21 protein-coding genes and 1 pseudogene are annotated in these 26,951 nt (G+C 59.9%); 8 read left to right on the top strand and 14 right to left on the bottom strand.

The features are described 5' to 3' along the window. Nucleotides 1-433 precede the first annotated feature (433 nt). Nucleotides 434-1,276 (bottom strand): AraC family transcriptional regulator, encoded by an 843-nt coding sequence (locus GSQ93_RS06095; protein WP_158934732.1) that lies wholly within the window; start codon nucleotides 1,274-1,276, stop codon nucleotides 434-436. An 87-nt stretch (nucleotides 1,277-1,363) separates the two neighbouring features. On the opposite strand from GSQ93_RS06095, the gene GSQ93_RS06090 reads away from it, so the two are divergent. Continuing rightward, a complete protein-coding gene (locus GSQ93_RS06090) occupies nucleotides 1,364-1,861 on the top strand; it encodes a hypothetical protein (protein WP_158934731.1) in 498 nt (165 codons plus the stop codon). Between the two features lie 66 nt (nucleotides 1,862-1,927). Here the strand turns inward: GSQ93_RS06090 and GSQ93_RS06085 are convergent, their stop codons facing one another. From GSQ93_RS06085 to GSQ93_RS06035, 11 genes and pseudogenes are all read right to left on the bottom strand, one after another. After that, nucleotides 1,928-3,277: an MFS transporter gene (locus GSQ93_RS06085; protein WP_158934730.1), complete on the bottom strand. Its 1,350-nt coding sequence runs from the start codon at nucleotides 3,275-3,277 to the stop codon at nucleotides 1,928-1,930. A 468-nt stretch (nucleotides 3,278-3,745) separates the two neighbouring features. Next, nucleotides 3,746-4,201 carry a type II 3-dehydroquinate dehydratase gene (gene aroQ / locus GSQ93_RS06080; RefSeq protein ID WP_158934729.1) on the bottom strand — a complete coding sequence of 152 codons (456 nt, stop codon included), beginning with the start codon at nucleotides 4,199-4,201 and terminating at the stop codon, nucleotides 3,746-3,748. A 12-nt stretch (nucleotides 4,202-4,213) separates the two neighbouring features. Beyond that, nucleotides 4,214-5,047, bottom strand: coding sequence for a shikimate dehydrogenase (locus tag GSQ93_RS06075; RefSeq protein WP_158934728.1), 834 nt, complete (start codon nucleotides 5,045-5,047; stop codon nucleotides 4,214-4,216). A 41-nt stretch (nucleotides 5,048-5,088) separates the two neighbouring features. Then, complete coding sequence (locus tag GSQ93_RS06070; protein WP_158934727.1) at nucleotides 5,089-6,411, bottom strand: MFS transporter; 1,323 nt, start codon at nucleotides 6,409-6,411, stop codon at nucleotides 5,089-5,091. A 166-nt stretch (nucleotides 6,412-6,577) separates the two neighbouring features. Further along, entirely contained in the window at nucleotides 6,578-7,789 is a 1,212-nt protein-coding gene (locus GSQ93_RS06065; RefSeq protein ID WP_158934726.1) for a porin, read from the bottom strand. Nucleotides 7,790-8,246: 457 nt separating this feature from the next. Beyond that, nucleotides 8,247-9,023, bottom strand: a pseudogene (gene dmpG / locus GSQ93_RS06060) (4-hydroxy-2-oxovalerate aldolase); the annotation flags it as partial. Nucleotides 9,024-9,757: 734 nt separating this feature from the next. Continuing rightward, nucleotides 9,758-10,876: a 4-hydroxyphenylpyruvate dioxygenase family protein gene (locus tag GSQ93_RS06055; protein ID WP_158934725.1), complete on the bottom strand. Its 1,119-nt coding sequence runs from the start codon at nucleotides 10,874-10,876 to the stop codon at nucleotides 9,758-9,760. 189 nt (nucleotides 10,877-11,065) lie between these two features. Next, the gene (locus GSQ93_RS06050) at nucleotides 11,066-12,967 is read right to left on the bottom strand and encodes a bifunctional sugar phosphate isomerase/epimerase/4-hydroxyphenylpyruvate dioxygenase family protein (RefSeq protein WP_158934724.1); all 1,902 of its coding nucleotides are present in this window, start codon (nucleotides 12,965-12,967) and stop codon (nucleotides 11,066-11,068) included. A gap of 86 nt (nucleotides 12,968-13,053) precedes the next feature. Further along, nucleotides 13,054-13,884 (bottom strand): 3-keto-5-aminohexanoate cleavage protein, encoded by an 831-nt coding sequence (locus tag GSQ93_RS06045; RefSeq protein ID WP_158934723.1) that lies wholly within the window; start codon nucleotides 13,882-13,884, stop codon nucleotides 13,054-13,056. 58 nt (nucleotides 13,885-13,942) lie between these two features. Then, the gene (gene shiA, locus GSQ93_RS06040; protein WP_158934722.1) at nucleotides 13,943-15,250 is read right to left on the bottom strand and encodes a shikimate transporter; all 1,308 of its coding nucleotides are present in this window, start codon (nucleotides 15,248-15,250) and stop codon (nucleotides 13,943-13,945) included. Between the two features lie 182 nt (nucleotides 15,251-15,432). After that, the gene (locus tag GSQ93_RS06035) at nucleotides 15,433-16,341 is read right to left on the bottom strand and encodes a shikimate dehydrogenase (protein WP_158934721.1); all 909 of its coding nucleotides are present in this window, start codon (nucleotides 16,339-16,341) and stop codon (nucleotides 15,433-15,435) included. Nucleotides 16,342-16,491: 150 nt separating this feature from the next. Here GSQ93_RS06035 and GSQ93_RS06030 point away from each other — a divergent pair, with 150 nt between their 5' ends. The 5 genes from GSQ93_RS06030 (at nucleotide 16,492) to GSQ93_RS06010 (ending at nucleotide 22,028) form a co-directional block, all read left to right on the top strand. Next, entirely contained in the window at nucleotides 16,492-17,265 is a 774-nt protein-coding gene (locus tag GSQ93_RS06030) for an IclR family transcriptional regulator C-terminal domain-containing protein (RefSeq protein ID WP_158934720.1), read from the top strand. A 243-nt stretch (nucleotides 17,266-17,508) separates the two neighbouring features. Beyond that, nucleotides 17,509-18,423, top strand: a complete 915-nt coding sequence (locus GSQ93_RS06025; RefSeq protein ID WP_158934719.1) for a LysR family transcriptional regulator — start codon at nucleotides 17,509-17,511, stop codon at nucleotides 18,421-18,423. Nucleotides 18,424-18,960: 537 nt separating this feature from the next. After that, nucleotides 18,961-20,289 (top strand): MFS transporter, encoded by a 1,329-nt coding sequence (locus tag GSQ93_RS06020; protein WP_158934718.1) that lies wholly within the window; start codon nucleotides 18,961-18,963, stop codon nucleotides 20,287-20,289. A gap of 21 nt (nucleotides 20,290-20,310) precedes the next feature. Next, nucleotides 20,311-21,345 carry an amidohydrolase family protein gene (locus tag GSQ93_RS06015; RefSeq protein WP_158934717.1) on the top strand — a complete coding sequence of 345 codons (1,035 nt, stop codon included), beginning with the start codon at nucleotides 20,311-20,313 and terminating at the stop codon, nucleotides 21,343-21,345. A gap of 11 nt (nucleotides 21,346-21,356) precedes the next feature. Beyond that, nucleotides 21,357-22,028, top strand: a complete 672-nt coding sequence (locus GSQ93_RS06010) for an RraA family protein (protein ID WP_254073775.1) — start codon at nucleotides 21,357-21,359, stop codon at nucleotides 22,026-22,028. Nucleotides 22,029-22,040: 12 nt separating this feature from the next. Here GSQ93_RS06010 and GSQ93_RS06005 read toward each other — a convergent pair whose 3' ends face one another. After that, nucleotides 22,041-23,117, bottom strand: coding sequence for an alpha/beta fold hydrolase (locus GSQ93_RS06005; protein ID WP_158934715.1), 1,077 nt, complete (start codon nucleotides 23,115-23,117; stop codon nucleotides 22,041-22,043). Nucleotides 23,118-23,220: 103 nt separating this feature from the next. Next, nucleotides 23,221-24,198, bottom strand: coding sequence for a helix-turn-helix domain-containing protein (locus GSQ93_RS06000; protein WP_158934714.1), 978 nt, complete (start codon nucleotides 24,196-24,198; stop codon nucleotides 23,221-23,223). Between the two features lie 278 nt (nucleotides 24,199-24,476). Here GSQ93_RS06000 and GSQ93_RS05995 point away from each other — a divergent pair, with 278 nt between their 5' ends. Together GSQ93_RS05995 and GSQ93_RS05990 are read left to right on the top strand one after the other, a co-directional pair. Beyond that, entirely contained in the window at nucleotides 24,477-25,262 is a 786-nt protein-coding gene (locus tag GSQ93_RS05995) for an SDR family NAD(P)-dependent oxidoreductase (RefSeq protein ID WP_158934713.1), read from the top strand. A 98-nt stretch (nucleotides 25,263-25,360) separates the two neighbouring features. Beyond that, nucleotides 25,361-26,902 carry an amino acid permease gene (locus tag GSQ93_RS05990; protein WP_158934712.1) on the top strand — a complete coding sequence of 514 codons (1,542 nt, stop codon included), beginning with the start codon at nucleotides 25,361-25,363 and terminating at the stop codon, nucleotides 26,900-26,902. The last annotated feature ends 49 nt before the right edge of the window (nucleotides 26,903-26,951 follow it).

Below are 26,951 nucleotides of genomic sequence, written 5' to 3'. Positions count from 1 at the left end.
GAGCGTTGCGGATTTTCCGCAGCAAGTTTCTCGTATGGAACTCGAATAGCGCATTCTGCGCGACGCTCATCGTTTCGGTTGGCCGCAGTTGAAGGACGGCGACAACGCAATGGTCAGGCGTTGATCGGCGGATGCGGATGTTGCAATGCCGATGCGATGGCCGGAGGCGTCTTTGTGGTGGACCGCGACAGCTTCACGAAGATCAGCTCATCCCGACAGGCGCTGTTACGAGAAGACTGTATTGCAGTCTCTATACTAAGCACTTCTACCTTTTTAAATTACAGATTGGATCGGGCTTTTGGCGCGGCTAACGGCCAAGGCGAAACTAGCCGGTCGTCGACATCGGCATCCGACCGACACGCTGTCGATACGCGTGCTTGCGCGAAAATTCCGAACTTGGCTGACACGCATAAAGCCTGGTCACACACCATGCTCAACGCAAATGTGACCCACCCACACCTCTCAACCGACGATAGGCACTCGGGCTCATGCCCATGATTCGGCGGAAGTGGCCATTGAATGTCGACACGTCGTTGAAGCCTGTTTCCAGCGCTACGCTCAGGATGCTTTCGCTGGATCGGCGAAGACGCACGGCAGCCTCGTGCAATCGCGTGCGCATCAGGTACTGGTGCGGCGTCACGCCCACTACTTGCAGGAACAAACGCAGAAAATGATAAGGGCTGGTCGCCGCGTCGCTCGCGAGATCCGCTAGCAGAAGCGGCTGATGCGACTCCTGCTCGATCCGGCGCAAGGCTGCGGCCACCCGCAGTTCATCGCGAGGACTCGGTAGACGCGTGCGCCGCCTGACGCCCGGCAACGCAGCCGAGACCGTGCCAGCCAGGCATATCGCCAACTCCTCGAGCGCTGCGAGATCACCGTTGTCACGCGCCGCTTGCGCAGCGGCAACAATGGGTATCAATGCAGGCAGGGGCGGCAAATTGGGGACATCGAATGCAATGCGCCGTGCGCCCGGCACGGCAGTGATGATTTGCTCGAAGAATTCGGGGTCGAAATGAAACGAGAGGCAGCGGTCCCCTGCACTGTGCTCGTGGCTGCATTCATAACAATGCCGTTCATTGCCGAGCAACACTGCGCCCGGTGCAAGCGTTGCCGATCCCTGAGTTGAGCGATAGCGGAACGTCCCCGACGTCACCGCGGCAATGCACAGGGACTCGTGCCGTTCTTCAAACGGCCGATCGTGCGGACTCGCGGTGCAGACGACGTCGTGGACGCGCCACCCGGTGCCGGATGCGAGGAGTTGAGGGACCGAAGCCATAAGCGAAGATATAGCAATTTTCCCCAAGCCGGGCAACCTGCCATTCCATAGGATAGGGAAATCCTAATCCTTAACGAGGCTCTTGCCATGCCAACATCTTCATGCCTGATTGCCGCTCTTCATACCAATGAGCCCGCTGCCGACCGGGCCGACAAAATGAAAACTTACGGCTGGTTGATCGGCCGCTGGGAGATGGACGCCGTTGTCTATGACGACGACGGCCATCCGCAAACCGGCCGCGGCGACATTCGTTTCGGCTGGGTGCTCGAAGGGCGCGCGATCCAGGATGTATGGAGTCTTCCCGGGGTCTTCCATGGCACCACGCTGCGTGTCTATGACCCAGCTCTGGACGCCTGGCACATCGTGTGGAGCGATCCGCTTCGTCAATATTATTCGCGGCAGCTGGGCCGTATTTCGGGTAACGATATCGTCCAGGAAGGTCACGATAGCGCCGGTAACGCCGTACGCTGGAGCTTCAAGGAGATCACGCCCGTTTCGTTCCGGTGGACTGGCGAACGATCTGCAGATCAGGGACAGACGTGGCGCCTCAAATCGGATTTCTCCGCACGCCGCGTGAAAGCCTAGCCAGGCGCCGACCGTGAGACTTGAGCCTGTGACAGGCTCATTGAAAGGCACACGGCTGGCCGTTTATCAAGCTGTCCGTGCCGCACCGGACGTTGCAGAATCGATATTGCGAGTCTTCAGCGCGAGCAGCAAGACGAACAAGGCGGAACACAACACCGGCACGGACGCCGCGTGAAACAGCGACGCGTTGGACCAGTTCAGCGCGATCAACTGACCGCCGACCAGTGGCCCGATTACCGAGCCAATGCGCCCGATACCCAGGCTCCAGCCGATTCCCGTCGAACGCACCGACGTGGGGTAATAGTGCCCGGCGAGCGCATTGACCGCCGGCTGGCCTCCGACCACACAGAAGCCCCCCGCGAATACGACGATCAGTAACCACGGCAACGCATGCGCCACGGTACCAATCATCCCAACGAAGATGGCAGCGAAGAAGAAACATACGAACAGCACCCGGACAAAGCCAAAGCGCTCGATAAACCAGCCAAGCAGCAAGGTGCCGAGCACGCCGCCGGTCTGCAATGCGGTACCGACAATCACAGCGGTTCCCGGTGAATAGCCGGCATCGCGCATGACGGTCGGCAGCCAATTCGACAGGAAGTACAGGTCGATCAGGTTCATGAAGCTGATCGACCACAGAATCAGCGTCACTGCTGTGCGGCCTGCGCGAAACAACTCGGCAACAGGCGCACCGCCGGTGTTCTTTTCGCGGACCACGATGGTCGCCGCCGCGTCAATCCGTAGCGTCGGGTCGAACCGTGCAAGCCATGCGCGTGCACGTTCCTTGTGACCCTTCAGCACCAGGAACTGCAGGGACTCGGGCAAGCTCATCGTCATGGCGACAACTAGCAGAAGCGGCACCACGCCGCCCAGATAAAACACCGAACGCCAGCCGTAGTTCGGAATCAGCCATGCGCTGACAAAGCCGCCCAGCGCCGCGCCGAGTGTAAATCCGCATGAAACAAGCATCATTCGCTTCACGCGATGCGCTTGCGGACTAAACTCACCGACGAGCGCCATCGCGTTCGGCATGATGCAACCCAGGCCGATACCCGTGACAAAGCGCACTGTAATCAGTGCGGAGATCGTGGTGACGAAAGGGGTTGCAAGCATCAGCAAGCCAAAGCAGAGCATCGACACGATCAACACCGGTCGCCGCCCGATCTTGTCGGCGAGTACCGAGAGGCCCAGCGCACCAATTAGCATGCCGAACAGACTCGCGCTGAACACGGGACCGAGCGACGCCTTCGAAACATGCCATTCGCCAATAACGCTCGGGGCCACATAGCCCATCGCCTGGGCATCGAAACCGTCGATCACGAGGCATAAGCCGCACAGCAAAAGCAATACGAAGTGGAACACCGGCCGGTGTGTTTCGTCGAGCACCCGCTCTACTTCGATCACGTCGGAATTCATGAATGGTCCTCGCTTGTGCGCTCACGCCATGCAAGCGATGGATCGCTTCGCGCGGTGTATTAGTGCCGCTTAATCCGGTTCTTAAGGGAGAGGTCAACGTCGCGCTGACCCGTGATTTCGCGAGTTGCGGCATACCCGACGCATGCCGTTCTGCGACGCCCATTGCAGCTCCGGACAACGCCTCAGGAATTACGAATTGTACAATTCGTTTCCCAATAGTGAATTTACGTTAACCCTTATTCGACTTTGATTGCTCTTTGAATGCCAGTCGAAAATTCAGATCGAGCGAAGGCGCACGTGCCGAATCCAACGTCGGGAGTGCACCAGGATTGCTTGTGACGATGAAATATCAGACGAAAGGCCCTTCGTTTGCGCGGTGCAAACGAAGGGCCTGATTGATCGGCAGAAGGCGCTCAGACGCGCGGGAAAATGGTTGAGGGAGCGTGAACTTGCAGCGACTCCATCCGCCTATTTAACCTGCGACACCTGCACCAAAGCATCGATGGCAAGGGCATAACCCTTGATGCCCAGACCGACGATGATCCCGCGCGCTGCGGGAGAGATATACGAGTGGTGGCGAAACGATTCCCGCGCGTGGACGTTAGAAATATGCAGCTCGATCAGCGTGACGCTCGCGCCCTTGATGGCATCGTGCAAGGCGATCGACGTGTGCGTGAAAGCGCCCGGGTTCATCACGACCCCCAGCATGTTGCCCGCCGCTATCTCGCGGCCCGCCTCATGGATCCAGTCGATCAGCACACCCTCGTGATTCGACTGCCTGCACTCCACCTCCACGCCGAGCCGCTCGCCGGCTTCCTTGCAAAGCGCCTCGACCGTGGCGAGCGTGTCGGACCCATACTGCGCGGGTTCGCGCTGACCTAGCAGGTTCAGGTTGGGTCCGTTGAGAACGAGCACCTTCTTCATGACATCACCTCATCAATATTTGATCTGCGAGACCGCGCGCAATTGCTCGGGTGTGGCTGTGCCGAAACCAAAGAACTCCAGGTAGGCCGGAATCATTTCGAAGAGCATGTCGGTGCCGACCTGCACCGTACAGCCCTTCTCTTTGGCTGCGCGCAGCAACGGTGTGTATTCGGACTTCATGACGACTTCACCAACGAACGTGCTTGGCGAGATGCGGTCGATGTCGAACGGCAGCGGATCACCCTCGTTCATTCCGAGCGGCGTTGCATTGACGACCACATCGTAGCCCGCTGGATCTTTGGACCCTGTCGTCACCACAAGCTGCGAATAGTGCTTGCGCAAGCGGTCGGCGAGCGCTTCGACTGCTGCGGTGTTGGTATCGAAGAGGGCCAGGCCCGTCACGCCCGCTGCCGCCAGCGATGCCGCGATAGCCGAGCCCACGCCGCCACTGCCAAGCACGAATGCACGCGCGCCCTTAAGTGACCGGCCCTTGCGTTCAACGCCTCGCGTGAACCCCGCGCCGTCGAACTGATCGCCGAGCAGCGTGCCGTCCGGGCGCCGAAGAATGGCGTTGCACGCACCGGCAATGCGAGCGGTAGGCGTGAGTTCATCGACGAGATCCGTAGTGGTGACCTTGTGCGGCATGGTCACCAGCGCGCCGCGAATGTTGGTCAGCCGAAACAGGGATTGCAGCACCGTCGTATAGTCCTCCGCCTTCACGCCCATCGGCATCACCACCGCGTCGATGCCGTTCTGCTCGAACCAGGGGTTGTAGATCATGGGCGCCTTGAATCCCTCCGTCGGATAACCGAGGTGGGCAATCAGGGTGGTTTTTCCGCTAATCATGGCTGCATGCCTCAAGAGATTCGGCGCTCGATCCGCCAGAGTTAGTCTGCCAATTCAACGCGACGTACATCGCCGACGATAAACACGTACGACAGCGCCCCCACCAGCGCAGCCGAGCCAACATAAGCCAGCGCGTAAAAGAACGAGCCGGTCTTCGCCACGATCACGCCGATCACCAGCGGCGTCACAATGCCCGCCAGGTTTGCGCAAAAGTTGAAGATGCCGCCGGTCAGTCCCATCAGGTTCTTCGGCGCGATGTCCGAGATCAGCGTCCAGCCGAGCCCAACCATGCCCTGGCCGAAGAACGCGATCGAGAGAATGGTGATGACCATCGCGTCGCTGTTGACGAAGTTCGCCGAGATGATGGTAGATGCCCCCAGCAAGCCGACGATGATCGGCAGCTTGCGCGCTATGTTGGCCGAGCCAGTCCGCTTGAGCAGAAGGTCGGACACCCAGCCGCCGAACATCACGCCAACCGCTGCGGCGAGGAACGGCATCACGGCGAAGAAACCCACCTTGAGCCAGCCCATATGCCGCTCGGTTGCAAGATAGGTCGGGAACCAGGTCAGGAAAAAGACCAGCGTGGTGTTGCCCGCGAATTGGCCCAGGCATGCACCCGCGATCTGGCGACGCTTGAGCAACTGGCCGACATTGCTCCACGAGAACGCCAGCGTCTGCTGGCCGCCGGGCGACTCAAGTCCGCCGCCTGCTGCAATGTAGTCGAGCTCCGCTTGATTAACGGTCTTCGAGTCGTGCGGCTCGCGATAAAAGAGCCACCACACAATGCCGAACGTAATGCCGAGAACACCAACGACCACGAACAACGCGCGCCAGCCGAAGCTCCCCATGATCCAGAACAGCGCCGGCGCGAAACACGCGAGGCCGAGGTATTCGCCCACCGTATAGATCCCGGTCGCTCGTGCGCGCTCGTGTTGCGGAAACCATGTGGCGACCACGCGGCTGTTGACCGGAAAACACGGCGCCTCGCTGATGCCGAGGCCAAAGCGAAACAGCAGCAATGACTTGAGGCCGACAGCGAACCCTTGAAACAACGTAAAGAGCGACCAGAAGCTCAATGCGAGGAAGTACGTGACCTTGCTGCCGAAGCGATCGAGGAACACCCCGCCCGGTATCTGGGCAAGCGCATAGGTCCATGAGAACGCAGAGAAGACAATTCCCATCACGGCTGCGTCGATACCCAGTTCCTTGGTCATCGTCGGTGCCGCGATGCCCAGGACCGTACGATCCAGATAGTTGATCATGGTGCCCACCGCGAGCAGCGCGAGGATCACGAAGCGGGTGCGCGAGCGCGTGCGGACCGCCGCTCCGGCATGCACCGCAGGGGAATTATGAACGTCTTGCATGAGGCGTCTCCTGACTCAAAGTAATGATATTCCCACCCTGCGATCGTGGTTCGCGAGCGATGTTATTGAAGTAGCGATCCTGGCGGATAACCACGCACAACACTGCATTCCGCCACGGCGGGCCCGGGTATTCCCCAGGCCGCTGTTGCACATGGCGCGCCCCGCATCAGAAGCGGTGAATGATACCCACGCCGGCCGCGAACTGGCTTTGCGACGAAGAAGGCGCCGACTGGAATCCATCGCCCAACGTGGCCGTTGCATTGATGATGCTGGATTCGCCCGGCGTTCCCAGCGTCTTGCCCTTCGTGCGCTGGTACGCCTGCAGTGCATACAGGCCGGTTCGTTTTGACAAAGCGTAGTACTGGGACAAGTTGAACTGGTGGTATTGAGCGACGCTGTCTATGCCGTTCGCCTTCGTGGCACGCGTGTAGCTGTACCCAGTCCCCAGATCAAGCGCAGGCGACGCGTGCCAGTGAAGCACGGCACCGGCCGTATTAAAGATTGCGGTATCGCGGAACAGCGAGTGAATACCGGGAATGTACTGCACATTCGAGTAAGTCGCCGACACGTCCCACGCGCTATTGAACGTATAACCCGCGCCGACCGCGAAACGCTGTTGTGCCTGCGCCGTCTGGTACCCGTTGGTCACCGCCGACACGCCCGATTGCCCGTTCGAATTCGTGGTCGAATCCGTGCCATACGCGCCGCCGCCTGGCGTCGAGTTGTTGATACGCGTGATGCCCGCCGCGATCCCGAATGGGCCGTTGGCGTACTGGACCGCGCCGCTCCATGTCGAACCCTGGTTCACGCTGCCCGGCACGCCCGCGAACGAATACGAGCCGCTGAACGTGAATCCGTAGAGCTTGGGTGATGTATAGACCAACGAGTTGTTCGCACGATAGATGGTGTCCAGTTCATCGAGATCGCCGGGGTGCGCGCCGTAGAAACCGGTCAGCCAGTTGGTCGGGCTATACGGCGAAAGCAACGTATAGTAGGACGTGTACTGGCGTCCGGCTGTGAACGTACCGTACGTGGGGTTGGTCGCACCTACCCATGCCTGCCGGCCGAATTCTGCGTTGGTGTACTGCTGTGCGCCGCTTGCGCTGTTAAAACCCGACTCAAGCTGGAAGATCGCCTTGGTGCCGCCACCGAGGTCCTCGCCGCCCTTCAGTCCGAAGCGGCTGCCCGCCCATACGCCCGATGACATCTTGATGTTGGAGCGTCCGTTCTTGGTTGAACCGAGTGTCGTCTGGCTGCTTTGGTAAGTCAGCGAGTTATCGACAATACCGTACAGCGTCACGCTGCTTTGTGCATGTGCGGACGTCGCCATTGCTACCGTGATGACGACCGCCGCTCCCGCCTGTCTGGATTGCTTCATCTACGTCTCCTCCTTCAATTTTTTCGGTTGGGGTCACTGCTGCAGGTTTTTTTACTAAGCTTTCCTAACCTATAAAGCTTTTGGGCGATAACGGTTGGAAAGTTCTGGTATTAGAGGAATATGTTCAGCGAAAAAATGAAGCTCAGTGCTGACTGAATGTGCCGCGCTTGAGGTGTTGGATCAGCACGTCCCCACAATAAAGTCATATCCAATCGTGGGCAATGTTTTGCGCTTGAAAGAAATCGATTATCGAACGCGAGTGTTCGATAATCGCGCATTACTGGGGTTTGCACTAAGGCTTGAGATCACTATTCCCTAGCCGTAAACAACCTTTCTCGCGGCGCCAAAGTCCTCCGCAGACGCTCGTCCAGATCGACGGTTGACGCAAGCTGACGAGTTCGGGTGGCGTCAGATCAATTGCTGTCAGCGCAGCGAGCGCGAATTGGCGTGACATGACTTATCCCGCTTCGCTCATGGCTGGGGCGGAATGCGACAACTTGTGTGCCGTGCGCTTGAGCAGATCAAGGGCAACGTCCACGATCATGTCCTCCTGGCCGCCCACCATCTCCCGCTTGCCGAGTTCGACGAGGATGCCGACCGTCTTCAGGTCGTACCGTTTCGCCGCCACTTCGGCGTGACGCAGGAAGCTCGAATACACGTTTGCATAACCGAGTGCTAGCGTCTCGCGGTCCACCCTCACGGGCCGGTCCTGGAGCGGACGGACCAGATCGTCGGCGGCATCCATCAGCTTGTACAGATCGCAGCCGTGGTGCCAGCCCTGCCGCTCTGCCGCTGCGATAAACACTTCGAGCGGTGCATTGCCCGCACCGGCGCCCATGCCCGCGAGGCTGGCATCGACACGATCGCGGCCCTCCTCGATCGCCACCAGCGAGTTGGCCACGCCAAGGCTCAGGTTGTGATGCGCGTGCATACCGGTTTCCGTCTCGGACTTAAGCGCGTCTTTGAACGCGCGGAAACGGTCTCGTACGTCGTTCATGCCCAACGCACCACCTGAGTCCACCGCATACACGCAGGACGCGCCGTAGCTCTCCATCAGCTTCGCTTGCTCAGCGAGTTTTTGCGGCGTAGTCATGTGGCTCATCATCAGGAAGCCGACCGGGTCCATCCCCAACTCGCGAGCGAACTCCAGATGTTGCCGCGACACATCCGCCTCGGTTCAATGGGTCGCCACCCGGACGATGCGCGCGCCGGCATCGAATGCATTACGCAGATCGGCTCACACCGTTCTCCGAACACAGGTTCTGACACGCTTCGCCACCAGTGACTGGACCCGCCCAAGGGACACCCCGCGCTATCCGCGTGAACGACCCACCAAATCAGTACGTACGACGAACTACACAGCTAAGCCACCAAGAAACTAAGCAAGCAAGAAACCAACCCACAAAAATGCGTGAAGCCGGCACCGACGAAAACAACCGCATAGGCCATGCAATCAGCCCACAGAGACATGAAGCCGCAAGACGCGTGATGCCATGACGGTGACCTACGGAAATAACCGAAATAACCGAAATAACCACTCAGAGCACTAAACCAACGCATCAAGAAATGAAGCAAAAAATAAGGGTAGGGCCGTGCTGACCAATGGGGCACGGGTGCTTGCCCGAGAGCACTGGTGGCGAAGCGTGTCTATGTCAGGATTCGCGAGAAGGAGGGCTTCAAACATCCTTCGCTCTGCCGAGCACCGTGCTTTTGGGGCACCTATGAATGGGAACTGCACGCTGTGGACACTTAGGGTAGCGTGGTTGAAAGCGTTTTCTTTGCTTCGTTTCTTTGTCGCTAAGGACCAAGAAATGACGCGCAGCCACGCGCAGTGGCTAAAAGTGATAAAGAGAAAATTCGACTCATGCAGACCACTAACACCGAAAGCACCACCCCGGCACTGACCCCAACCGCCAACCCCGAAACCTCGCCCCGCATCCCAAACCGAGTGCGAACGAAAACCTATTCCTAAACCTCCCTCGCCTTGCCTAGTGCAATCAGATTCCCTTCCCCAAACCCGTGGTCTCCACGCCTCTCGACGATTTCAAAAAACATATCGCCGCGATCACGTTGAATAAAGGTTTGGAGGAAGAGCCGCGCGCTACCATCGGCGGAAATCGAACCGTCCACCAGAATGCCCCTCGACCGCAGCGCCTCCACGTCCAGCCCATGCCCGGGTAAACGTTCATCGAGTTGCTCGTAATACCTTACCGGCGGCTCCACAAAACGAATGCCCCGCGACCGCAAGATATCCACCGACGCAAAAATATCCTTCGCCACCAGCGCAATATGCTGGACCCCCTCACCCGTATGATCCGGCAGATAGTCCTGCATCAGACTCGTGCGGTAGGTCCCTTCCTCATAAACGGGAATGCTCAACGTCTGGCAAGGCGACACAATGACAGGCAGATCCTGCGCCACCTTCCAGTCCGGATGAACCGCGTGGATCTCCTTGAAATGAAGGACCTGCAGGTAAAACTCAAGCCAGTCCGCCAGCCGCCCCGCCCCAACCGTCTGGGTGAAATGATCGACCTTGCTCAAACCTGCATCGTTGGCATGCAGCGCCGCCTGCGTTTCCTGCGGGTCGAGCCATGCAAAATCAATATCGTAGATAGACCGTGCCTTTTCGCTCGGCGCCTGCCGGCCTTCCCAATGGTCCACGAAGTAAATATGCGAGTCCCCGATACCCTGGATCGCAGGTATCAACAATTCGTTCGGCCCAATGCGCTCCCCCTCGAAATCCCAAGCCCCGGCTTCGATGGCACGCTCGTGCGAAGTCTGCGCATCGAACACCCTTAGTCCGATCGCGCAGATACCCACGCCATGATTGACCGCGAACCGCGCCGCAAACGAATCGTCGTCGGCGTTGATAAGAAAATTAATGCCGCCCTGGTGATACAGCGTGACGTCCTTGCTGACATGGCGCGCCACTTGCGTAAAGCCAAGTTGCTCGAAAAGCGTCCGCAACCGCGCCGGGTCCGGACTCGAAAATTCCACGAATTCAAGCCCGGCGACGCCTAGCGGATTGTCGCTGTCCTGCAGGGATTGTGCCGAGGCAGCGCCAGGCAGGGAAGCATCGTAGGTCATCGAAAATCACCTCTGAGAAAGTCCGATCCGTCTCTGTCTGTACATCCGTGCGTCAGGCGTCGCAGCTCGCTCTGCCGCGCTGACGCGCTGACGCCGAGACAGATTATCGTCTCTGGCATCAACGCGTCAAACTGTTGAGCACTGTGTCATGCCAGCAGGGCGTCCGCCAGACCGCAAACCGTCAACTCGTCACGCCGCCCCAGCCGGCCGTTCCTGATTCCGTCGCTGCGCATGGGCTGCGAGCCGAACCGGCGCGTTCACCGCGCCATAACCATCATAGGTGCCCTTGCGTTGCACAATCTCCAGGAAAAACCGCTCCGCAAACTGCTCCGTATAAACCTGGAAGAACTCGCTGCCCGCGTTGTCGCGGTCATACAGGATGCCGCCCTCGCGCATTTGTGCGAGCTGGGCCGGATCGAGATCGTAGCGCGCATCGAGATCGTCGTAATAGTTGCGCGGAATGTGCAGCAGCGGCACGCCCCGCTCGCGCAACTCCGCGACGGCCGCGAAAATGTCGTCGGTCGCGAACGCAACGTGATTCAGCCCGGACCCACGGTAGGTCGACAGCGACTCCACAACCGCCGTATGCCGGTCCGCTGACGCGTTGAGCACGATCCGCACGGAACCGTCCCGGCTGCGCACTGCGCGGCTTCTGATGAGGCCGTAGGGGTCCGGTAACAGGACCGACGGCTCGGCATCGAAACCGAACGTCGCCTTGAAAAAAAGCACCCACGTATCCAGCGTATCGGCGGGCAGGTTCAGGCACACATGGTCGATGCGGCGCAGGATATCGGCCCGGTCCTGCTTGCCTGTCTCCGTCAGGTTGAAATCGGTCTCATAGAGCGTGGGCTCACCCGGCGCTTCGTCGACGAAATATTGCAAGCTGTTATCGGGTGCCTGCACGCCCGGCACCACGCGCTCGTTGGGGCCGACCTTGCCCGAGAAAGGCGCGTAGCCGAAAGCGGCCGCGCGCTCGAAGGCTTGCGCGGCGTTATCGACACGATATGCCGACGCGCAGACCGACAAGCCATGAGCCTGATGAAACGCGCTCGCGAAGGAATCGGTTTCGCCGTTCAGGAGAATGCACGCGTCGCCCTGCGCGTACAGCGTGACATTCTTCGAACGATGCCGGCCAGCCGCGCGAAAGCCCAGACGTTCGAGCCATTGGGCAAGCGTCGGACCACCGGCTGAATCGACGGCGAATTCGAGGAACTGAAAGCCAGTGTGCGCAGGCGCGGCGGGCGGATGGAATAACGTCTCATGCGACGTGGCCTTCAAAGCGCCCGCACATTGCTCTTCCAGATACAGCAGCGAGCGATAACCGTCGACCGCTGTCGCTGCGTTGGGCGCCGCGCGAAAGCCGTCGTTGAAAATCTCCAGAGAGAGCGGCCCCGCGTACCCCGATGCCAGTACCTGACGCGTAAAGCCAGCCACATCGAGATCGCCTTGCCCCGGGAAACAGCGGTAATGCCGGCTCCATTCAAGCACATCCATTGCCATCTTCGGCGCATCCGCGATCTGCACAAACGTGATCCGGTCCGCTGGAATGCGAGCGATTTCATCGAGTGAGTCGTTAATGGAAAGCGTATGAAAGCTGTCGAGGATCAGGCCGAGGTTCGGATGATCGAGCGTGTCGACCAGCCGCCATGCATGTTTGTACGAGTTGACGTGCCGCCCCCAGGCCAATGCCTCGTAACCCGCCATCACGCCTTCCGAACGCGCGAGGTCGGCGAACTGACCGAGTTGATCGACGATCAATGCATCCCCACCAATGGAATCTGCCGATGCATTGCTGCACACCAGCACGCGATCCGTGCCGAGTTCATGCATCAGTTCGAACTTGCGCCGCGCGCGTTCGAGGTTGCGGGCCAGTCGTTCCGGCGAGACACCCTCGAAGTCGCGGAAGGGCTGGAACAGCATGATCTGGAGGCCAAGGTCAGCGCAGATGCGCCTCACGTCGGCAGGTGAGCCATCGGAGTAGAGCAAGTCGTTTTCGAAAATCTCGACGCCGTCGAACCCGGCGCGACTGATGGCGTTGAGCTTCTCGACCAGCGTGCCGCTGACTGAGACGGTGGCAATTGAACGTAGCATCGTAAGTTCTCTTTCAACAGGCAGGCCACCATCGGTATGCGGGGCACCGCCGTATTCCTGTCGCTATATCGGTCGCCGGCGAAAGACTAAAGCGCAGGCAAATGCAGCAGTTGCCGGGCCTGCGCCGCGGTTGCAACCGGACGCCCATACTCGCCGCACAGCGCAGCCACGCGGCTCACCAGTTGCGCGTTGCTGGTGGCAAGCGTGTCCTTGTCCCAGCGAATGTTGTCTTCAAGACCGGTGCGGCAGTGACCGCCCAGTTCCAGCGTCCAGTGGTTCACCTCAAGCTGATGCCGGCCGATACCTGCTGCTGTCCAGGTTGCATCGGGTAACTCGGCGCGCAGCCGCTCGACTTCGAATTCAAGGATTTCGCGCTTGGCCGGCAACGCATTCTTCACGCCCATCACGAACTGGACATGCACGGGAGATGTCAGCAGCCCCTGCCCAACCAGATCGACGGTGCTATAGAGCATGGCCAGATCGAAGATTTCTATCTCGGGCTTGACGCCGTGATCGAGCATCGACTTCGCGAGCGAGCGCACGAAGTCAGGTGGGTTTTCGTAGACCGTGGTCGGAAAGTTGACCGACCCCGTGGCGAGCGAAGCCATGTCCGGGCGCAGGTCGAGCATCGCGCCGCGCTGCTCGAAAGAACGTCCGCGCCCACCTGTTGAGAACTGGATGATGATGTCCGGGCAATGCTGCCGGATGCCGTCTTGAAGCGCCTCGAAACGCGAGCGGTCCGAGCTGGAATTCTCCTGCTCGTCGCGCACATGCAGATGCACGAGCGACGCACCCGCTTCGTACGCGGCGTGGGTGCTCTCAACCTGCTCAGTGATCGAGATGGGTACCGCCGGATTGTCCTTCTTGCGCGGCACGGAGCCCGTGATCGCAACCGAGATGATGCAGGGATCAGTCATGATTTACTTTCCATTGAATGAGGTGAGGGTCCATGCCGCTAACCGGGCAGCCCTGCTCTCAAGTCCGTTTCATGCCGCCCGCAACAAGCACGGAAATCAGGCAACCAATAGCAAGGTAAGCCGCAACCGGATGCCAAGAGCCGCCCGCGAAGCTCACCAGTGCCACGGCGATGAACGGCGTGAAGCCGCCGCCGACCACACTCGCCACCTGATAACCCACGCCTGCACCGCTGTATCTATATTCAGTACCGAAGAGTTCGGTGAACATCGGCTGCTGGACGCTGACCACCATGTCGTGCGCGATATTCGCCAGCATCACCGAGAAGATCACGATCCAGACGGTCGAGCGGGCGTCGAGTGCGAGGAAAAACGGAATGGCACTGAGCATGCCGACGACAGCGCCAATCATGTAGATACGGCGGCGGCCAAAACGGTCGGCGAGCATCGCGAAACACGGAATGGTCACGATGCTGACCGCCCCCACGAGCAAGCCGATGTTCAGGAAAAACTGGCGGGGCATGCCGAGGTTCGTCGTCGAATAGCTAAGCGCAAACGCAGTGACGATGTACATCGTGAAGAGTTCGGCGAGGCGCAGCGCGATGATCAGCAAGAATGCTTTCGGGTGCTGGCGCAACGCTTCGAAGATCGGCAGGCGCCCGGTTCGCTGGCCCTTCTCGATGACCTTCTTGACGAACTCCTGCGACTCCTCCATGCTCGAACGCACCCACAGCCCGATCAGGACCAGCACGACGCTGAACACGAACGGGATGCGCCAGCCCCAGGCCTTGAAGGTGGCGTCGTCCATGGTCTGACTGAGGATCGAGACAATGCCCGTTGCAAGCACTAGTCCTACGCCGTAGCCGACCTGCACGCCGCTGCTATAAAACGCCTTCTTTTTGCCGGGCGCGCTCTCTACCGCCATCAATGCCGCACCGCCCCACTCGCCGCCGACCGCAAAGCCCTGGATCGCACGCAGGGCGATGAGCAGGACCGGCGCCCACCAGCCGATGGATGCGAACGTGGGCAACAAACCGATCATCGCGGTCGAGAGACCCATCATCATCACGGTCAGCACCAGCATGCGCTTGCGGCCCAACCGATCGCCGTAGTGACCGAACACAAAACCACCGAGCGGGCGAAACAAAAAGCCTACGCCAAAGGTCCCGAACGCAGCGAGCGTGCCCATTGCAGGGCTGACTTTCGGGAAGAACTCAGTGTTGAAAACGATCGCGGCGATGATGCCGTAGAGCAGGAAGTCATACCAGTCGACCACTGCACCGACAAAACTGCCAAGCGCCGCCTTGCGTGCCCGGCTCTTCTCCCGGTCGACTGCTGCGACGTCTGAAGACTGGATAGCGATAGTCATTGCGTTGTCTCTGATGTGTATTGATGTTTGGGCTGCAGGACATGTCCTGCAGGTAAAAGCGCATGGCACGCCGCAGTGAATGGAGCATAGGGCGGCGGCTTCGCCCGATCAATGCTTGCCGCGAAAATGAAAACGATTATCGAACGCCGATGTGCGATTAACGATCGTTTTCGGGGTTAGCACTAAGCCGGGATGTCGGTGATGAGCGGGCGCGCCGCGGTGTCTGAACGGCGACGCAGCGCATCCGGCGTGATCAAGTCCAGCAGATATCCATCGTCCGAACGCACGGATTTGGCAAGTTCCGGATAACCGAAAAACTCGAGATAGAGCGGCGTTTGCTGGATGAGCATGTCGAAGCCGGGTTCCGCAATCAGCCCTCGCGAACGGGCCGCGCGCAGCAACGGGGTCGGCTGGTTTTTCATCAGGATGTCGCATACGACCGCGTCCGCGCGAATCGCATCGACATCCACGGGAAGCGGATCGCTGTCCTTCAAACCAAGCGGGGACGCGTTGATGACCACGTCATAATCGTGCGGATCATTGGTCGACACATCGCGAGCCTGGATGTGGAAATCGCGCCTCAACACGGCGGCGAGATGCTGCGCTTTACTATGGTCGGGGTCGAAGAGCGCGAGTTCGGCCACACCGGCTGCAGCCAGCGCGGTCGCCACCGCCGATGCCGCGCCGCCTGCGCCCAGCATGAGGATCCGGCGACCGGCGTAAGCAAGGCCTGCGCGGTCCATCGAGCGGATAAAACCCACGCCATCGAACAAGTCTCCTTCGAGCTCGCCATCCGGATTGCGCCTGATCGCATTAACCGCATTCGCGGCCAGCGCAGCCCGCGAACAGCGGTCCACCGTCGCCGCGGCTGCCGCTTTGTGGGGGATGGACAGTGACACGCCGCCTACTGTCGGCGAGGCGAGAAGGCAACGCAACGTCGCCGCAAGATGGCCCGCCGTGACGCGCAGAGGCACCATCACGGCATCGACTTCATGCCGCCTGAACACCTCGTTAAAGACCTCGGGCGCACGCACCTGATCGACTGGATCGGCGATGCAATAAAAAATCCGGGTCGTGCCGGTAATTCTCATGATGTCCCTCTCTGCTCCATAGCTTCGTTCATCAAGCCGGTGAAACAAAGGATAGGGATTGACCTCGCCGACACGAAGCAATGTTTCAGGGATGTGCGCGATAATCGCTCGTATCTCACCACTGATCGCACGGAACGAGGGTTAATGCTGATGACGAAACGACCGCCGTTGGACAAACGCGACTGGATCGCGGGGCTTGAAAAAGGCTTGGCGGTGCTCGAGGCATTCGACAGCGAGCACGCCCGCATGACCCCCACGCAAGCAGCGGCCCGCACGGGCATGACCCGGACCGCGGCGCGTCGGCATTTGCTGACGCTGGAGAGTCTTGGTTATGTTGAAAGCGATGGCAAATTGTTCGGGCTGACGCCGCGCGTGCTGCGCGTTGGCTGGTCGTATTTTGATTCCGCGCGCTTGCCGAAACTGGTGCAGCCGTATCTGCAGCAATTGAGTGCGACGCTCAACGAGTCGGTTTATATCAGCGTGCTCGATGAATGGGAGCTGGTTTTCATTGCACGCAACGGGACCTCGCGGGTCATGACCACGGGGTTCGTCCTGGGCGCCCGGGTGCCTGCGCCGTTAACTTCGCCAGGAGTCGTGCTGCTTGCTTACAAGCCCGACGAGGAAGCCGTTCATGAGTGGTTGAATACGACCGTACTGACGCCATTTACGCCTCATACGCTGACGAACACGGTGCGTCTTGCGGAAAAAATCCGGCAAGCCCGTGCCGATGGTTTTGCAGTCATCGAACAGCAGTTGCAAGTCGGCGTGCGCGGTATTGCGGTGCCTATGAAGGACCGGCATGGCGAGGTCGTCGCCGCGCTGAGTACGAACATGCCGATGGGCAGGGAGACCACTGAGGCCGCGATTAACCGTGTAGTACACCACTTGCAGGAGACCGCACTGGCGATGCTGAATGTGCTTTAGGACGATGGCTTTTTGCGGGCTCGGTTCATCATGCTGAGCAAGCCCCGCTTGCGCCGGTCCAACCTTCTCTATTGTCACTGCGTAGTCAATGAATCAAGCACCTATTCGTTGCGTTATTCAATGTGGCTGGCACGGAGCCGGATAGAAGCGCGTGGTTTTGATACCCTCTGCCGGTCCGTAACGTCTGATGCTGCCTTCATCACGCGTGACGTTCTCCGTTAGCGCTCTTTCAATCACACAACAATGAACCTCAGACACCTGCAGGCCTTTGTCGTCCTCGCGGAAGAACTCAACTTCAGCCGCGCGGCGGAGCGGCTGCACGTTGCGCAGCCGGCGCTAAGCCAGCAAATACGCGCACTCGAGGCACGCATGGGCACGCAGCTGGTGGACCGTGGCAGCCGGCCGCTGAGGCTCACGGAAGCGGGCAGCTATCTGTGTATCGAGGCGCGCCAGATCCTTGCTTCATTCGATCAGGTCGCGCTAGGTACCCGCGAGATCGGCCTGGGCATGCGTGGCTGGCTTGGCATCGGCTTCACCCGTTCAGCGATGTACAGCGTATTGCCGCCTGCGCTGAAGTCGTTTCATCGGGATTACCCCAAGGTCGAGTTGAAGCTCTTCGAAATGCTTACTGAAGAGCAAGCCGATGCACTGCATGAGACGCGCATTCACATCGGCATCGGCCGGCAGGTTCCTCCCATAGCAGGATGCACTACGTTGCCGCTGCTGCGCGAACGCGTGATGGTCGTTCTCCCGCCGGACCATCCGCTTGCTGGCGAGAAGAAGGTGCGCATCGCCCAGCTTGCCGACACGCCCCTGGTGCTTTACCCGAAGCATCCGAATGCGCAGTTCTCACGCTTTGTAGAGTCGCTTTATCGAAACGCGGGCATTACACCGCATATCGCGCATCAGGCTTACGAGATCCAGACGGCCATCGCGCTGGTTGCGGCGGGGCTGGGTGTGACATTTGTGGGTGAATCGGTCGCGCGGCACGGGCGCTCGGATGTGGTGTACCGGCGCCTGAGCGGACCGCTGGCATCGCAGACCACGACGCTTGCGGCAAGCTTTCGCAGCGACGACAGTTCGCCTCATCTGCAAGCCTTTCTTACCTGTTTGTCGCCTGCGGGGAAAGACTTGCCGAAAGATCCAACAGAACTATAAGAAAATTATTATAAAAGGATAAAAACACGGTCTTGGACGCGTGGCACGGCAGTTTGTAACATGAGTCGTCGATTCATGGGGTTGCCGGAATGAGGCATCCCCGTAGCGCTTGCGCTAACGCCCGCCATTTACCGCGGGAATCAGCATTGTGAAATTCAACCGTAAGTAGACGCATCGTACGAAATCTTCCTGCGTCGGAATAATGGTTTTCGGATAACGCCGTCTATCACCGGCTTCCCGTTCGCCGCTGGACATCGCTTTCTTGCTCCTCTGCTTACGGGTTCCTGTCGCTCTTTGATAGGTAGCAGACAAGGCCGTTAGTAATGCTCAATGACCGTGAAATAACGCATGGCCGCTTCAACCAGCATCAGGTCGTTGTACCTGCTGCATAGGCTGTCACCTGAGAGCGATTCACGGCTGGGCAAACACGTAAGCACTGGCCGCTAATCGAGTATTCGAATCACCGTGGCATCACCGTAACGACAGCAAACCACAACGACGCCCGATCCTACGGGCGCTCTACAGCAGGAGACATTGATGATCGATCCGATCGAAAGCGCAACCATGCGCCGAGTCTACGGCCGCCTCATGCCGTTGCTCTTCGCCATGATGTTCTTCAACTATCTTGACCGAATAAACATCGGCTTTGCCGCGCTTGACATGAACAAGCAGCTCGGTTTCAGCCCGGCCGTGTTCGGCTTCGCCGGAAGCATTTTCTTCTTCGGCTACATGCTTCTTGAAGTGCCTAGCAACCTGCTGCTCCATCGCGTTGGTGCCCGGCGCTGGATCGCCCGCATCCTGCTGACGTGGGGAGCGGTCGCTGCCGCAACGGCGTTCGTGTTCAACGAGTACAGCTTCTATGTACTGCGCTTCCTGCTGGGCGTCATGGAAGCCGGGTTTCTTCCCGGCGTGGCCGTCTACCTGACGAAGTGGTTCCCGCAGCGTTACCGCGCACGTGCGGTGGGCGGCTACATCATTGCCGGCTCGTTCTCGGCGGTGCTCGGCGGCCCGATTTCAACGGCGCTCATGACCTACGCGAATGGCCCGCTCGGGCTGCAGGGATGGCAATGGATGTTCATCATGGAAGGTGTCCCAGCCATGCTTCTTGGTCTCCTGACGCTGCGCCTGATGACCGAGCGCCCTGCTGACGCCGCGTGGCTGACGGACGCGCAAAAGCAGTGGCTCGAGTCAACGCTGACAAAAGAACGCGAGGCCCTGGGCGCCGACAAGCATTTTTCGATGCTGCGCGTAGCCAGCGACATCCGCGTATGGAGCCTCGCGTGTTTGTTCGGCTGCGCACTCGTGGGTGTTTATGGCCTGTTCCTGTGGTTACCGCAGATCGTCAAGAGCCTCGGCAACCTGAGTAACCTCGAGGTGGGTTTCCTGTCCGCCGCCCCGCCGCTTCTGGGTGTGCTCGGCACGTTGGTCATCAGCCGCAGTTCCGACCGCACCGGCGACCGGAAGAAGCATCTTGCGTTCGTGTACGGAATGAGCGCGCTCGCTATTGCAGGCAGCGCCTACGCGCCAAATCCTGTGATCGCCTACGTGCTCCTGTGCGTGACCGGACTTTTCATTTATGCCGGCAACCCGCTGTTCTGGAGCCTCGCCTCTTCGTTCAGGACCGGCGCGGCCGGTGCCGCGACGATCGCGCTCATCAATACCGTTGCCCAGTTCGGTGGGCTTGTCGGCCCCTGGAGCATCGGGCTCGTGCGCAGCGCCACGGGCAACTTCAAGCTGGCGCTCCTGACGATCGCGGCCTTCCTGGTGGTGGCAACCATCATCGCGCTGGTCATGCGGGTCACGCCTTCGGAAGACGAGATCGACGCACTGCCGGCCGGCGAATCCCGTGCAGGACACCTTCACTGAACCTTGATCTGGAAACCCGCAATGATCATCGACTGTCACGGTCACTACACGACCTCCCCGCGCGAGCATGAAGCCTGGCGTGCTGCCCAGATAGCAGCGCTCAAAGACGGCACGTCCCCGCCGCCGCGTCCGGTCATCACGGACGAGCAGATTCATGAAAGCATTGAAGCAGGTCAGTTACGCATTCAACGGGAACGCGGTACCGATCTGACGATCTTTTCGCCACGGGCTGCCGGCATGGGGCATCACCTGGCCGGCGCCGATGCCAACGCGCGTTGGTCGCAGGAAAGCAATGACCTGATTCATCGCGTTTGCCAGATGTTTCCGCGCAACTTCGTGGGTGTCTGCCAGTTGCCGCAAGCGCCCGGGGTATCGCCCGGGAACTGCATTCCCGAGTTGCGGCGCTGTGTTGAGCAGCTTGGTTTTATCGGCTGCAATCTCAACCCGGACCCATCGGGCGGTTATTGGACCGGACCGCCGCTGACGGATCGTTCGTGGTATCCGCTCTACGAAACGATGGTGGAGCTCGACGTGCCGGCCATGATCCACGTGTCGTCGTCGTGCAACCCCAACTTCCATGCGACCGGCGCGCATTACATCAACGGCGACACCTCGGCGTTCATGCAATTGCTCACGGCGGATTTGTTCGCCGATTTCCCGACCTTGCGTTTCATCATTCCCCACGGCGGGGGCGCTGTCCCTTATCACTGGGGGCGTTATCGCGGGCTCGCTCAGGACATGAAGCGCCCGCTGCTCAAGGACTATCTGCTCAAGAACGTGTTCTTCGATACCTGCGTGTACCACCAGCCCGGCACGGACCTCCTGGCGAAAGTGATTCCGGTCGAGAACATCCTGTTTGCGTCGGAGACGATCGGCGCGGTTCAGGGCATCGACCCCGAGACGGGTCACTACTACGACGATACCCGTCGTTATATCGACGCGATCCCCTGGCTCACGCCGGCCGATCGCCAGCGTATTTATGAAGACAACGCGCGCGCCGTGTACGGGCGTTTATCCAATCAACTTCAAAACCAGCTTAATCATCAGCTTTCCTAAAGGAGATGATCGTGACAAATCCACCCGGATGGCGCCGTCATGCGTCGGCCACGCAAGCCAGCCCCGAGATACTGGAGACACTGCGCGGCCTCGCTGTCTCTCTGCTCAGCGACAACATGGCGCGTGTCAGCGGCACAATCGGGCTCGTGCCGTATCACCGTCCCAAGCCCATGGCCGGGACGGCGGTGACCGTGCGCACCCGTCCTGGCGATAACCTCGCCATTCATCGCGCATTCGATTTTTGCCGGCCCGGCGACGTGCTGGTGATCGACGGCGGCGGTGATATTACGCAGGCGCTGATGGGCGAAATCATGGCGACCTATGCCGAAAGCCTCGGCGTGCGGGGTCTGGTCATCGACGGCGCAATCCGCGACGTGGGCGCCATTCGCGGACACGACTTCCCGGTCTATGCGCGTGCCGCGACGCATCGTGGCCCTTATAAGAACGGTCCTGGTGAGGTCAATGTGACGGTCACCGTCGGCGGCATGGTGGTGCAGCCCGGCGACATCATCGTAGGCGATGAAGACGGTGTCCTCGCAATAGCGCCAGCGGACGTAGCGGCGGTCATTGAAGGGGCGAAGCGGCAGGCGAACAAGGAAGCGGCCGCGTTGCGTTCCATTGCCGAGGGCCATTTCGATCGCGAATGGATCGGTCCACAAGAGACGAAGATGATGGGGGGATAGCTTTGATTGGTTTCATTGCGCCTGCGGCGGCAAGGTCTGGAGAAACTCGGCGAGATAGCTTTTCCAGACCTCGGGATGGGCAATAGTCTCGTTCCCGTAAGAGCGCTCGCTCTCCGGCATCTCGACAAAGCGCCCATGCGGCACGCGCGGCACAAGACGCTGCATGATGCCAAGATCGGTCGGGTTCAGCAGGTCGTCGGAGAAATTGAGTGCGAAGAGCGGCGCCTTGATTGCTCCAAGCGCCGCTTCGGGGTTGTAGTCCCACGACGATTCGAACCAGTACATCACATCGTTGGCGTCGTATTGGCGACCGCTGTAGACGGCGGCGTCGTAGGACCATCGTGAGGTACCTGGCGTGGGCGATAACGCCTGCATGCGCGCGGGGTTCTTTGTGATCAGCGTAAAGACCGGCATGGCGCGTAACCATTGAATCGGCTGGCGTAGGTAGTTGCCATCGTTCCAGTCAGGATCCCGCCGGATGGCGTCGATAATCATTTGCCGCCAGAAACCATTGCGTCCGGTGAGTGCGACGGGCTGGCTCGCGATCGGCATGAGACCGTCCATCATGTCGGGATATCGTTCACCCCATAGCCACGTCTGCATGCCGCCCATCGATGTGCCGAGCACCAGCCGCAAATGGTCGATGCCCAGTCCTTGCGTGACGAGCAGGTACTGCGCCTGAACGACGTCGTTGTATCCGTATTCGGGGAACTTCGCCCGCAGCCCGTCGCTGGGTTTGCTTGATCCGCCTCGTCCAAGCCCGTCGGGAATGATGATGAAATAGCGGCTGGCATCGAGCGGCTGGCCGGGGCCAAACAGTTCCTGGCGCATGGCTGCGGTGAGGAACGCGCGGCCGGTGTCGGCCGTACCGTGCAGCAGCAAGACGACGTTGGTGAAGTGTCCGTTGCCATCGCAGTGGGGTACGCCGAGCGTGACGTAATGGAGCGTGACCTGGGGCAGCGAAGAGCCGTCTTCGAAGTGGAAGCCCGTAGCAACGAAGTCGCCGGATTGCTCGTATAGCGGCGGCTGTTGTGCGCCGGCATGAGGAATGAAACACGCCAAGGCGAGCGCGAGCAGGAGGGAGCGCATGGTCTCCTCGCTAGTTGAGGTCTGACCTTTTAGTTTAGGCCGATCCTCACCGGCTTATACGTATTTCGATACCCGGACGCTATCCGGACGCAAACTCGAACGTTCAAGCGCGCCCCGCCCCGTTACGCAAGCGCCGCAACGTCTCCGACGGTAATTCGCCAAACTGCTCGCGATAGTCGTTGGAGAAATGGCCGAAGTGCCAGAAGCCCCAACGCGTTGCTGCGTCAGTGACCGAGCCTGCATGCAGCAGATCCTTGCGGACGCGATCGAGCCGAACGGCACGCAGATACGACGCCGGATTCGTGCCGAGGATTTCATCGAATGCATACTGGACCGTGCGCCGGCTGACACCCAACCGCAAGCACAGGTCAGCAACCGACAGCGGGCAATCCGCCGACGCTTCCACCAACTCGCGCACGGCGCCCACCAGCTTCCAGTTGCGGGATGGCCCGGCATGCACGTCGGTATCGCTGACATCCACCAGCAAGTCGGATAGCCCCACGATCACGGACCGTTCAAAACTCGCGCACACGCTCGCGTCGGCGAGCGACGATGGTGCACACGTGACCGCATCCAGCAGACCCGCCAGCGTGCTCCTGAACGCCTGCAACCGGACAGGATCGGCATTGAGCACCCCCGGTTGATTGCCGAGCGCTTGCTGGACGTTGTCCATAGCAAGCCGAAGTAGCGGGTCGGACAGTTCCAGCGGCGCGATCTCCAGATTCACGACCACGTGTTTGTCGGGCGACAAAAACTCGAACCCGCCGGGCCCGGAGAAGACATGCAGCCCGTCAAGATGACTCACCTGACCGCATAACAACGCGTGGCCCTCGAGCTGGAACGGAATGCCCACGGCGATCCGCGAAAAATCCACGCAACCACGCTGGTAGACAGTCCGGTTCATGCGTTCGACGAGGATACGCACCGCGCCCGCATGCACGGAACTGACCGAGCCGTCGAAAGCGCCCCGCGAGATCTGGCAGTAGGTCTGGTTCCAGCTTTCGAGCAGCCGGGCCTGCTCGTCAATGCTCCGGCAGCAATGGATATCGACGGCCGGACGCACCGGTTGGACCGCTTGCATAAAGACTCCTTGGCGGACGGTACGCATCAAAAAAGTGTAAATGACCAAAAAGCAACCAAAAAGCCTGCCAGTCATTCTGACGCACGCCGAGCGCCACGGTAAGCGCCGCGCGCGTGCGCGCCCATCGCTGAAAACCCTGCCCGGAGCGCCTTTGAGCCTCAATGCGCCACCGTTTGCAGTTTTTTCTCGCTCTATCTCTCTCCATTGCCAATTTTGGATAGTGCGTAAATTGCATCGCGCCTAGCCTAAATAAAGGATAAAACGACGAGAGGTCAGGAATGGGCAAATCCGAGTCAATTGGCGGAAAACTCGCGGGCAAGATCGCGATCGTGTCGGGCGGCGCCACCGGTTGCGGCGGCGCGGCTTCCGTGCTGTTCGCCAAAGAGGGGGCGCAAGTCGCGGTTGTCGATATCAATGCGGACGCCGGCACGCAAGTCGTCGCGCAAATTCGCGAGAACGGCGGCGTGGCGGAGTTCTTCAAGGCGGACGTCGCGAAGACCGATCAGGTCGAGACCGCCGTGGCGCGAATAGTTGAGCGCTTCGGCACGATCAACGTGCTGTTCAATCACGCGGGCAGCATCGTCGTCAAACCGTTCCTCGATACCACCGACGAAGACTACCAGTGGCTCATGGACGTCAACGTCAAGAGCATGTTCACGATGACCCGCGCCGTGCTGCCGCACATGCTTGGGGCAGGCGGTGGCTCGATTGTCTGCACGGCGTCGATCTCGTCGACGGCAGCCACCCCGCTCGAAGTGCTGTATTGCACGACCAAGGGTGCGTGCGCGATGTTCGCGCGGGCGATCGCCGTGGAATATCGCGAGCGTGGAATTCGCTGCAATGCGGTGTGTCCGGGGTTCATTGATACCCCGCACGGGCAGCGTGAAATCGCCGCGCTGGCGCAATACGGTTTCGATGCAAGCGAAGCGGCGCTCTCGCTTCAGCAGGGCCGGCTTTGCGCGCCCGAGGAAGTGGCCAAGGCAGCACTCTTTCTCGCCAGCGACGACGCCAGTTTTATCAACGGCGCGCATCTCTATGTCGATAACTGCTTTACCGCCGCGTGAGTATCGCCGCGTGAGTATCGCCGCGTGAGTATCGCCGCATGAGTTCGCAGCGCCAAGCCAACGTCCACCAACAGCTTCAGCGATAAGGATCGACCATCATGGACATCAACACGGCAGTTCCGCCGCCAGAGAGCGCGGATAGCGACGTTTCATTGCTGCACAAAATGGGGTACGCGCAGGAGCTGTCCCGTCGCATGGGCGCGTTCTCGAACTTCGCCGTATCGTTCTCGCTCATCTGCATTTTGTCCGGCGGGATCACCTCGTTCCAGCTTGGACTCAGCGCGGCCGGCGGCGCATCGATCGGACTGGGCTGGCCGCTCGGCTCCGTCTTCGCGCTGGTGGTTGCCGCCGCCATGGCGCAGATCGCCTCGTCTTATCCGACGGCCGGTGGTTTGTATCACTGGAGCTCGATCCTGGGCGGCAAGACCTGGGGCTGGCTCACCGCCTGGTTCAATCTGCTGGGCCTCGTGTTCGTGGTCGCCGCCATCAACTTCGGCACATGGGACCCGTTCTTTCGCACCCTCATCGCGCCGATGTTCGGCGTCAAGCCCGAGTCGCTCGGCTGGTGGCATCAGACCATATTTCTGACGTTGATTACGGCGTCGCAGGCTTTCCTGAATCACCGTGGTATCCGCATCGCCAGCAAGATTACCGATGTGTCGGGCTACCTGATCTTTGTCGTGACGGTGATCCTGGTTGCGTCGCTGGTGATCTACTCCCCGGTCAAGGTGGACTTTTCGCGACTCTGGACCTTCAAGAATTTCACGGGCGTGGACGGCGGACAATGGCCCGCACAAACCATGGCGATGGCGTTCCTTTCGGGGCTGCTGCTGACCGCCTATACGATCACCGGTTTCGATGCCTCCGCGCACACGTCCGAAGAAACTCACGATGCGGCGCGTAACGTGCCACGCGGGATCGTCAAGTCGGTGCTCTGGTCGACTTTGTTTGGATATGTGCTGGTCTGCTCGTTCGTGCTCGTGATGCCGGACATTGGAGCGGCGATCAAACAGGGCACCGGATTCTTTGAAGCGATCCTCGCGCCGATTCCGGGACCGCTGCGGATCGTGATCGAGTTGCTGCTGTTTTTCATCAACTACGTATGCGGACTTGCCGCGGTGACGTCAACATCGCGAATGATGTTTGCGTTTGCACGTGACGGTGGCTTGCCCGGGTCGAAGTTCCTGCGCAAGGTCAATGCGCACCGGACGCCGGGTATTGCGATCTGGGTGTCGGCGGTGCTTGCCATTGTCATCACGTTATATGGCGATGCCTTCTCGGTGTTGAGCGCAGGCAGCGCGGTGTTTCTGTTCATCTCGTACGCCATGCCGGTCGCGGCAGGGATCTTCGCCGAAGGCAAGACGTGGACCGAGAAAGGACCCTTCCAGTTGGGGATGTGGTCGAAGCCGTTTGCGGTGGCGGCCGTTATTGGTGCGTTGATTCTCGCTTATGTCGGCATCCAGCCGCCGAATGAAAAAGTGATTTATGTGATTGTCGGGATGCTCGCGGTGCTGATGCTGATCTGGTACGGCGCAGGTGTACGCAAGAGTTTTGCCGGGCCGCCAGTAGGCAATCTGTCAAAAGAACGGCGAGAAAAGATCGTCGGGCTTGAAGCGCAGTTGGAAGAGAACGTGGAGTAAGTTTTCGCTCGCGCCGGTGAATGGATTAACGTTCAACCGGCGCGAAGCC

It is taken from the genome of Burkholderia sp. S171 (assembly GCF_009766085.1).
Classification (GTDB): domain Bacteria; phylum Pseudomonadota; class Gammaproteobacteria; order Burkholderiales; family Burkholderiaceae; genus Caballeronia.
This window is presented reverse-complemented; position numbering and strand designations above follow the sequence as displayed.

Excerpts from the sequence above, each read along its gene's own strand:
- shiA (WP_158934722.1), bottom strand. The coding sequence starts at position 15,250 with ATGACTATCGCTATCCAGTCTTCAGACGTCGCAGCAGTCGACCGGGAG.
- GSQ93_RS06005 (WP_158934715.1), bottom strand. The coding sequence starts at position 23,117 with ATGCGCTCCCTCCTGCTCGCGCTCGCCTTGGCGTGTTTCATTCCTCAT.
- GSQ93_RS05990 (WP_158934712.1), top strand. The coding sequence starts at position 25,361 with ATGGACATCAACACGGCAGTTCCGCCGCCAGAGAGCGCGGATAGCGAC.
- GSQ93_RS06075 (WP_158934728.1), bottom strand. The coding sequence starts at position 5,047 with ATGATTAGCGGAAAAACCACCCTGATTGCCCACCTCGGTTATCCGACG.
- GSQ93_RS06015 (WP_158934717.1), top strand. The coding sequence starts at position 20,311 with ATGATCATCGACTGTCACGGTCACTACACGACCTCCCCGCGCGAGCAT.
- GSQ93_RS06070 (WP_158934727.1), bottom strand. The coding sequence starts at position 6,411 with ATGCAAGACGTTCATAATTCCCCTGCGGTGCATGCCGGAGCGGCGGTC.
- GSQ93_RS06090 (WP_158934731.1), top strand. The coding sequence starts at position 1,364 with ATGCCAACATCTTCATGCCTGATTGCCGCTCTTCATACCAATGAGCCC.
- GSQ93_RS06020 (WP_158934718.1), top strand. The coding sequence starts at position 18,961 with ATGATCGATCCGATCGAAAGCGCAACCATGCGCCGAGTCTACGGCCGC.
- aroQ (WP_158934729.1), bottom strand. The coding sequence starts at position 4,201 with ATGAAGAAGGTGCTCGTTCTCAACGGACCCAACCTGAACCTGCTAGGT.
- GSQ93_RS05995 (WP_158934713.1), top strand. The coding sequence starts at position 24,477 with ATGGGCAAATCCGAGTCAATTGGCGGAAAACTCGCGGGCAAGATCGCG.
- GSQ93_RS06085 (WP_158934730.1), bottom strand. The coding sequence starts at position 3,277 with ATGAATTCCGACGTGATCGAAGTAGAGCGGGTGCTCGACGAAACACAC.
- GSQ93_RS06030 (WP_158934720.1), top strand. The coding sequence starts at position 16,492 with ATGACGAAACGACCGCCGTTGGACAAACGCGACTGGATCGCGGGGCTT.
- GSQ93_RS06045 (WP_158934723.1), bottom strand. The coding sequence starts at position 13,884 with ATGACTGATCCCTGCATCATCTCGGTTGCGATCACGGGCTCCGTGCCG.
- GSQ93_RS06095 (WP_158934732.1), bottom strand. The coding sequence starts at position 1,276 with ATGGCTTCGGTCCCTCAACTCCTCGCATCCGGCACCGGGTGGCGCGTC.
- GSQ93_RS06025 (WP_158934719.1), top strand. The coding sequence starts at position 17,509 with ATGAACCTCAGACACCTGCAGGCCTTTGTCGTCCTCGCGGAAGAACTC.
- GSQ93_RS06000 (WP_158934714.1), bottom strand. The coding sequence starts at position 24,198 with ATGCAAGCGGTCCAACCGGTGCGTCCGGCCGTCGATATCCATTGCTGC.
- GSQ93_RS06035 (WP_158934721.1), bottom strand. The coding sequence starts at position 16,341 with ATGAGAATTACCGGCACGACCCGGATTTTTTATTGCATCGCCGATCCA.
- GSQ93_RS06065 (WP_158934726.1), bottom strand. The coding sequence starts at position 7,789 with ATGAAGCAATCCAGACAGGCGGGAGCGGCGGTCGTCATCACGGTAGCA.
- GSQ93_RS06055 (WP_158934725.1), bottom strand. The coding sequence starts at position 10,876 with ATGACCTACGATGCTTCCCTGCCTGGCGCTGCCTCGGCACAATCCCTG.
- GSQ93_RS06050 (WP_158934724.1), bottom strand. The coding sequence starts at position 12,967 with ATGCTACGTTCAATTGCCACCGTCTCAGTCAGCGGCACGCTGGTCGAG.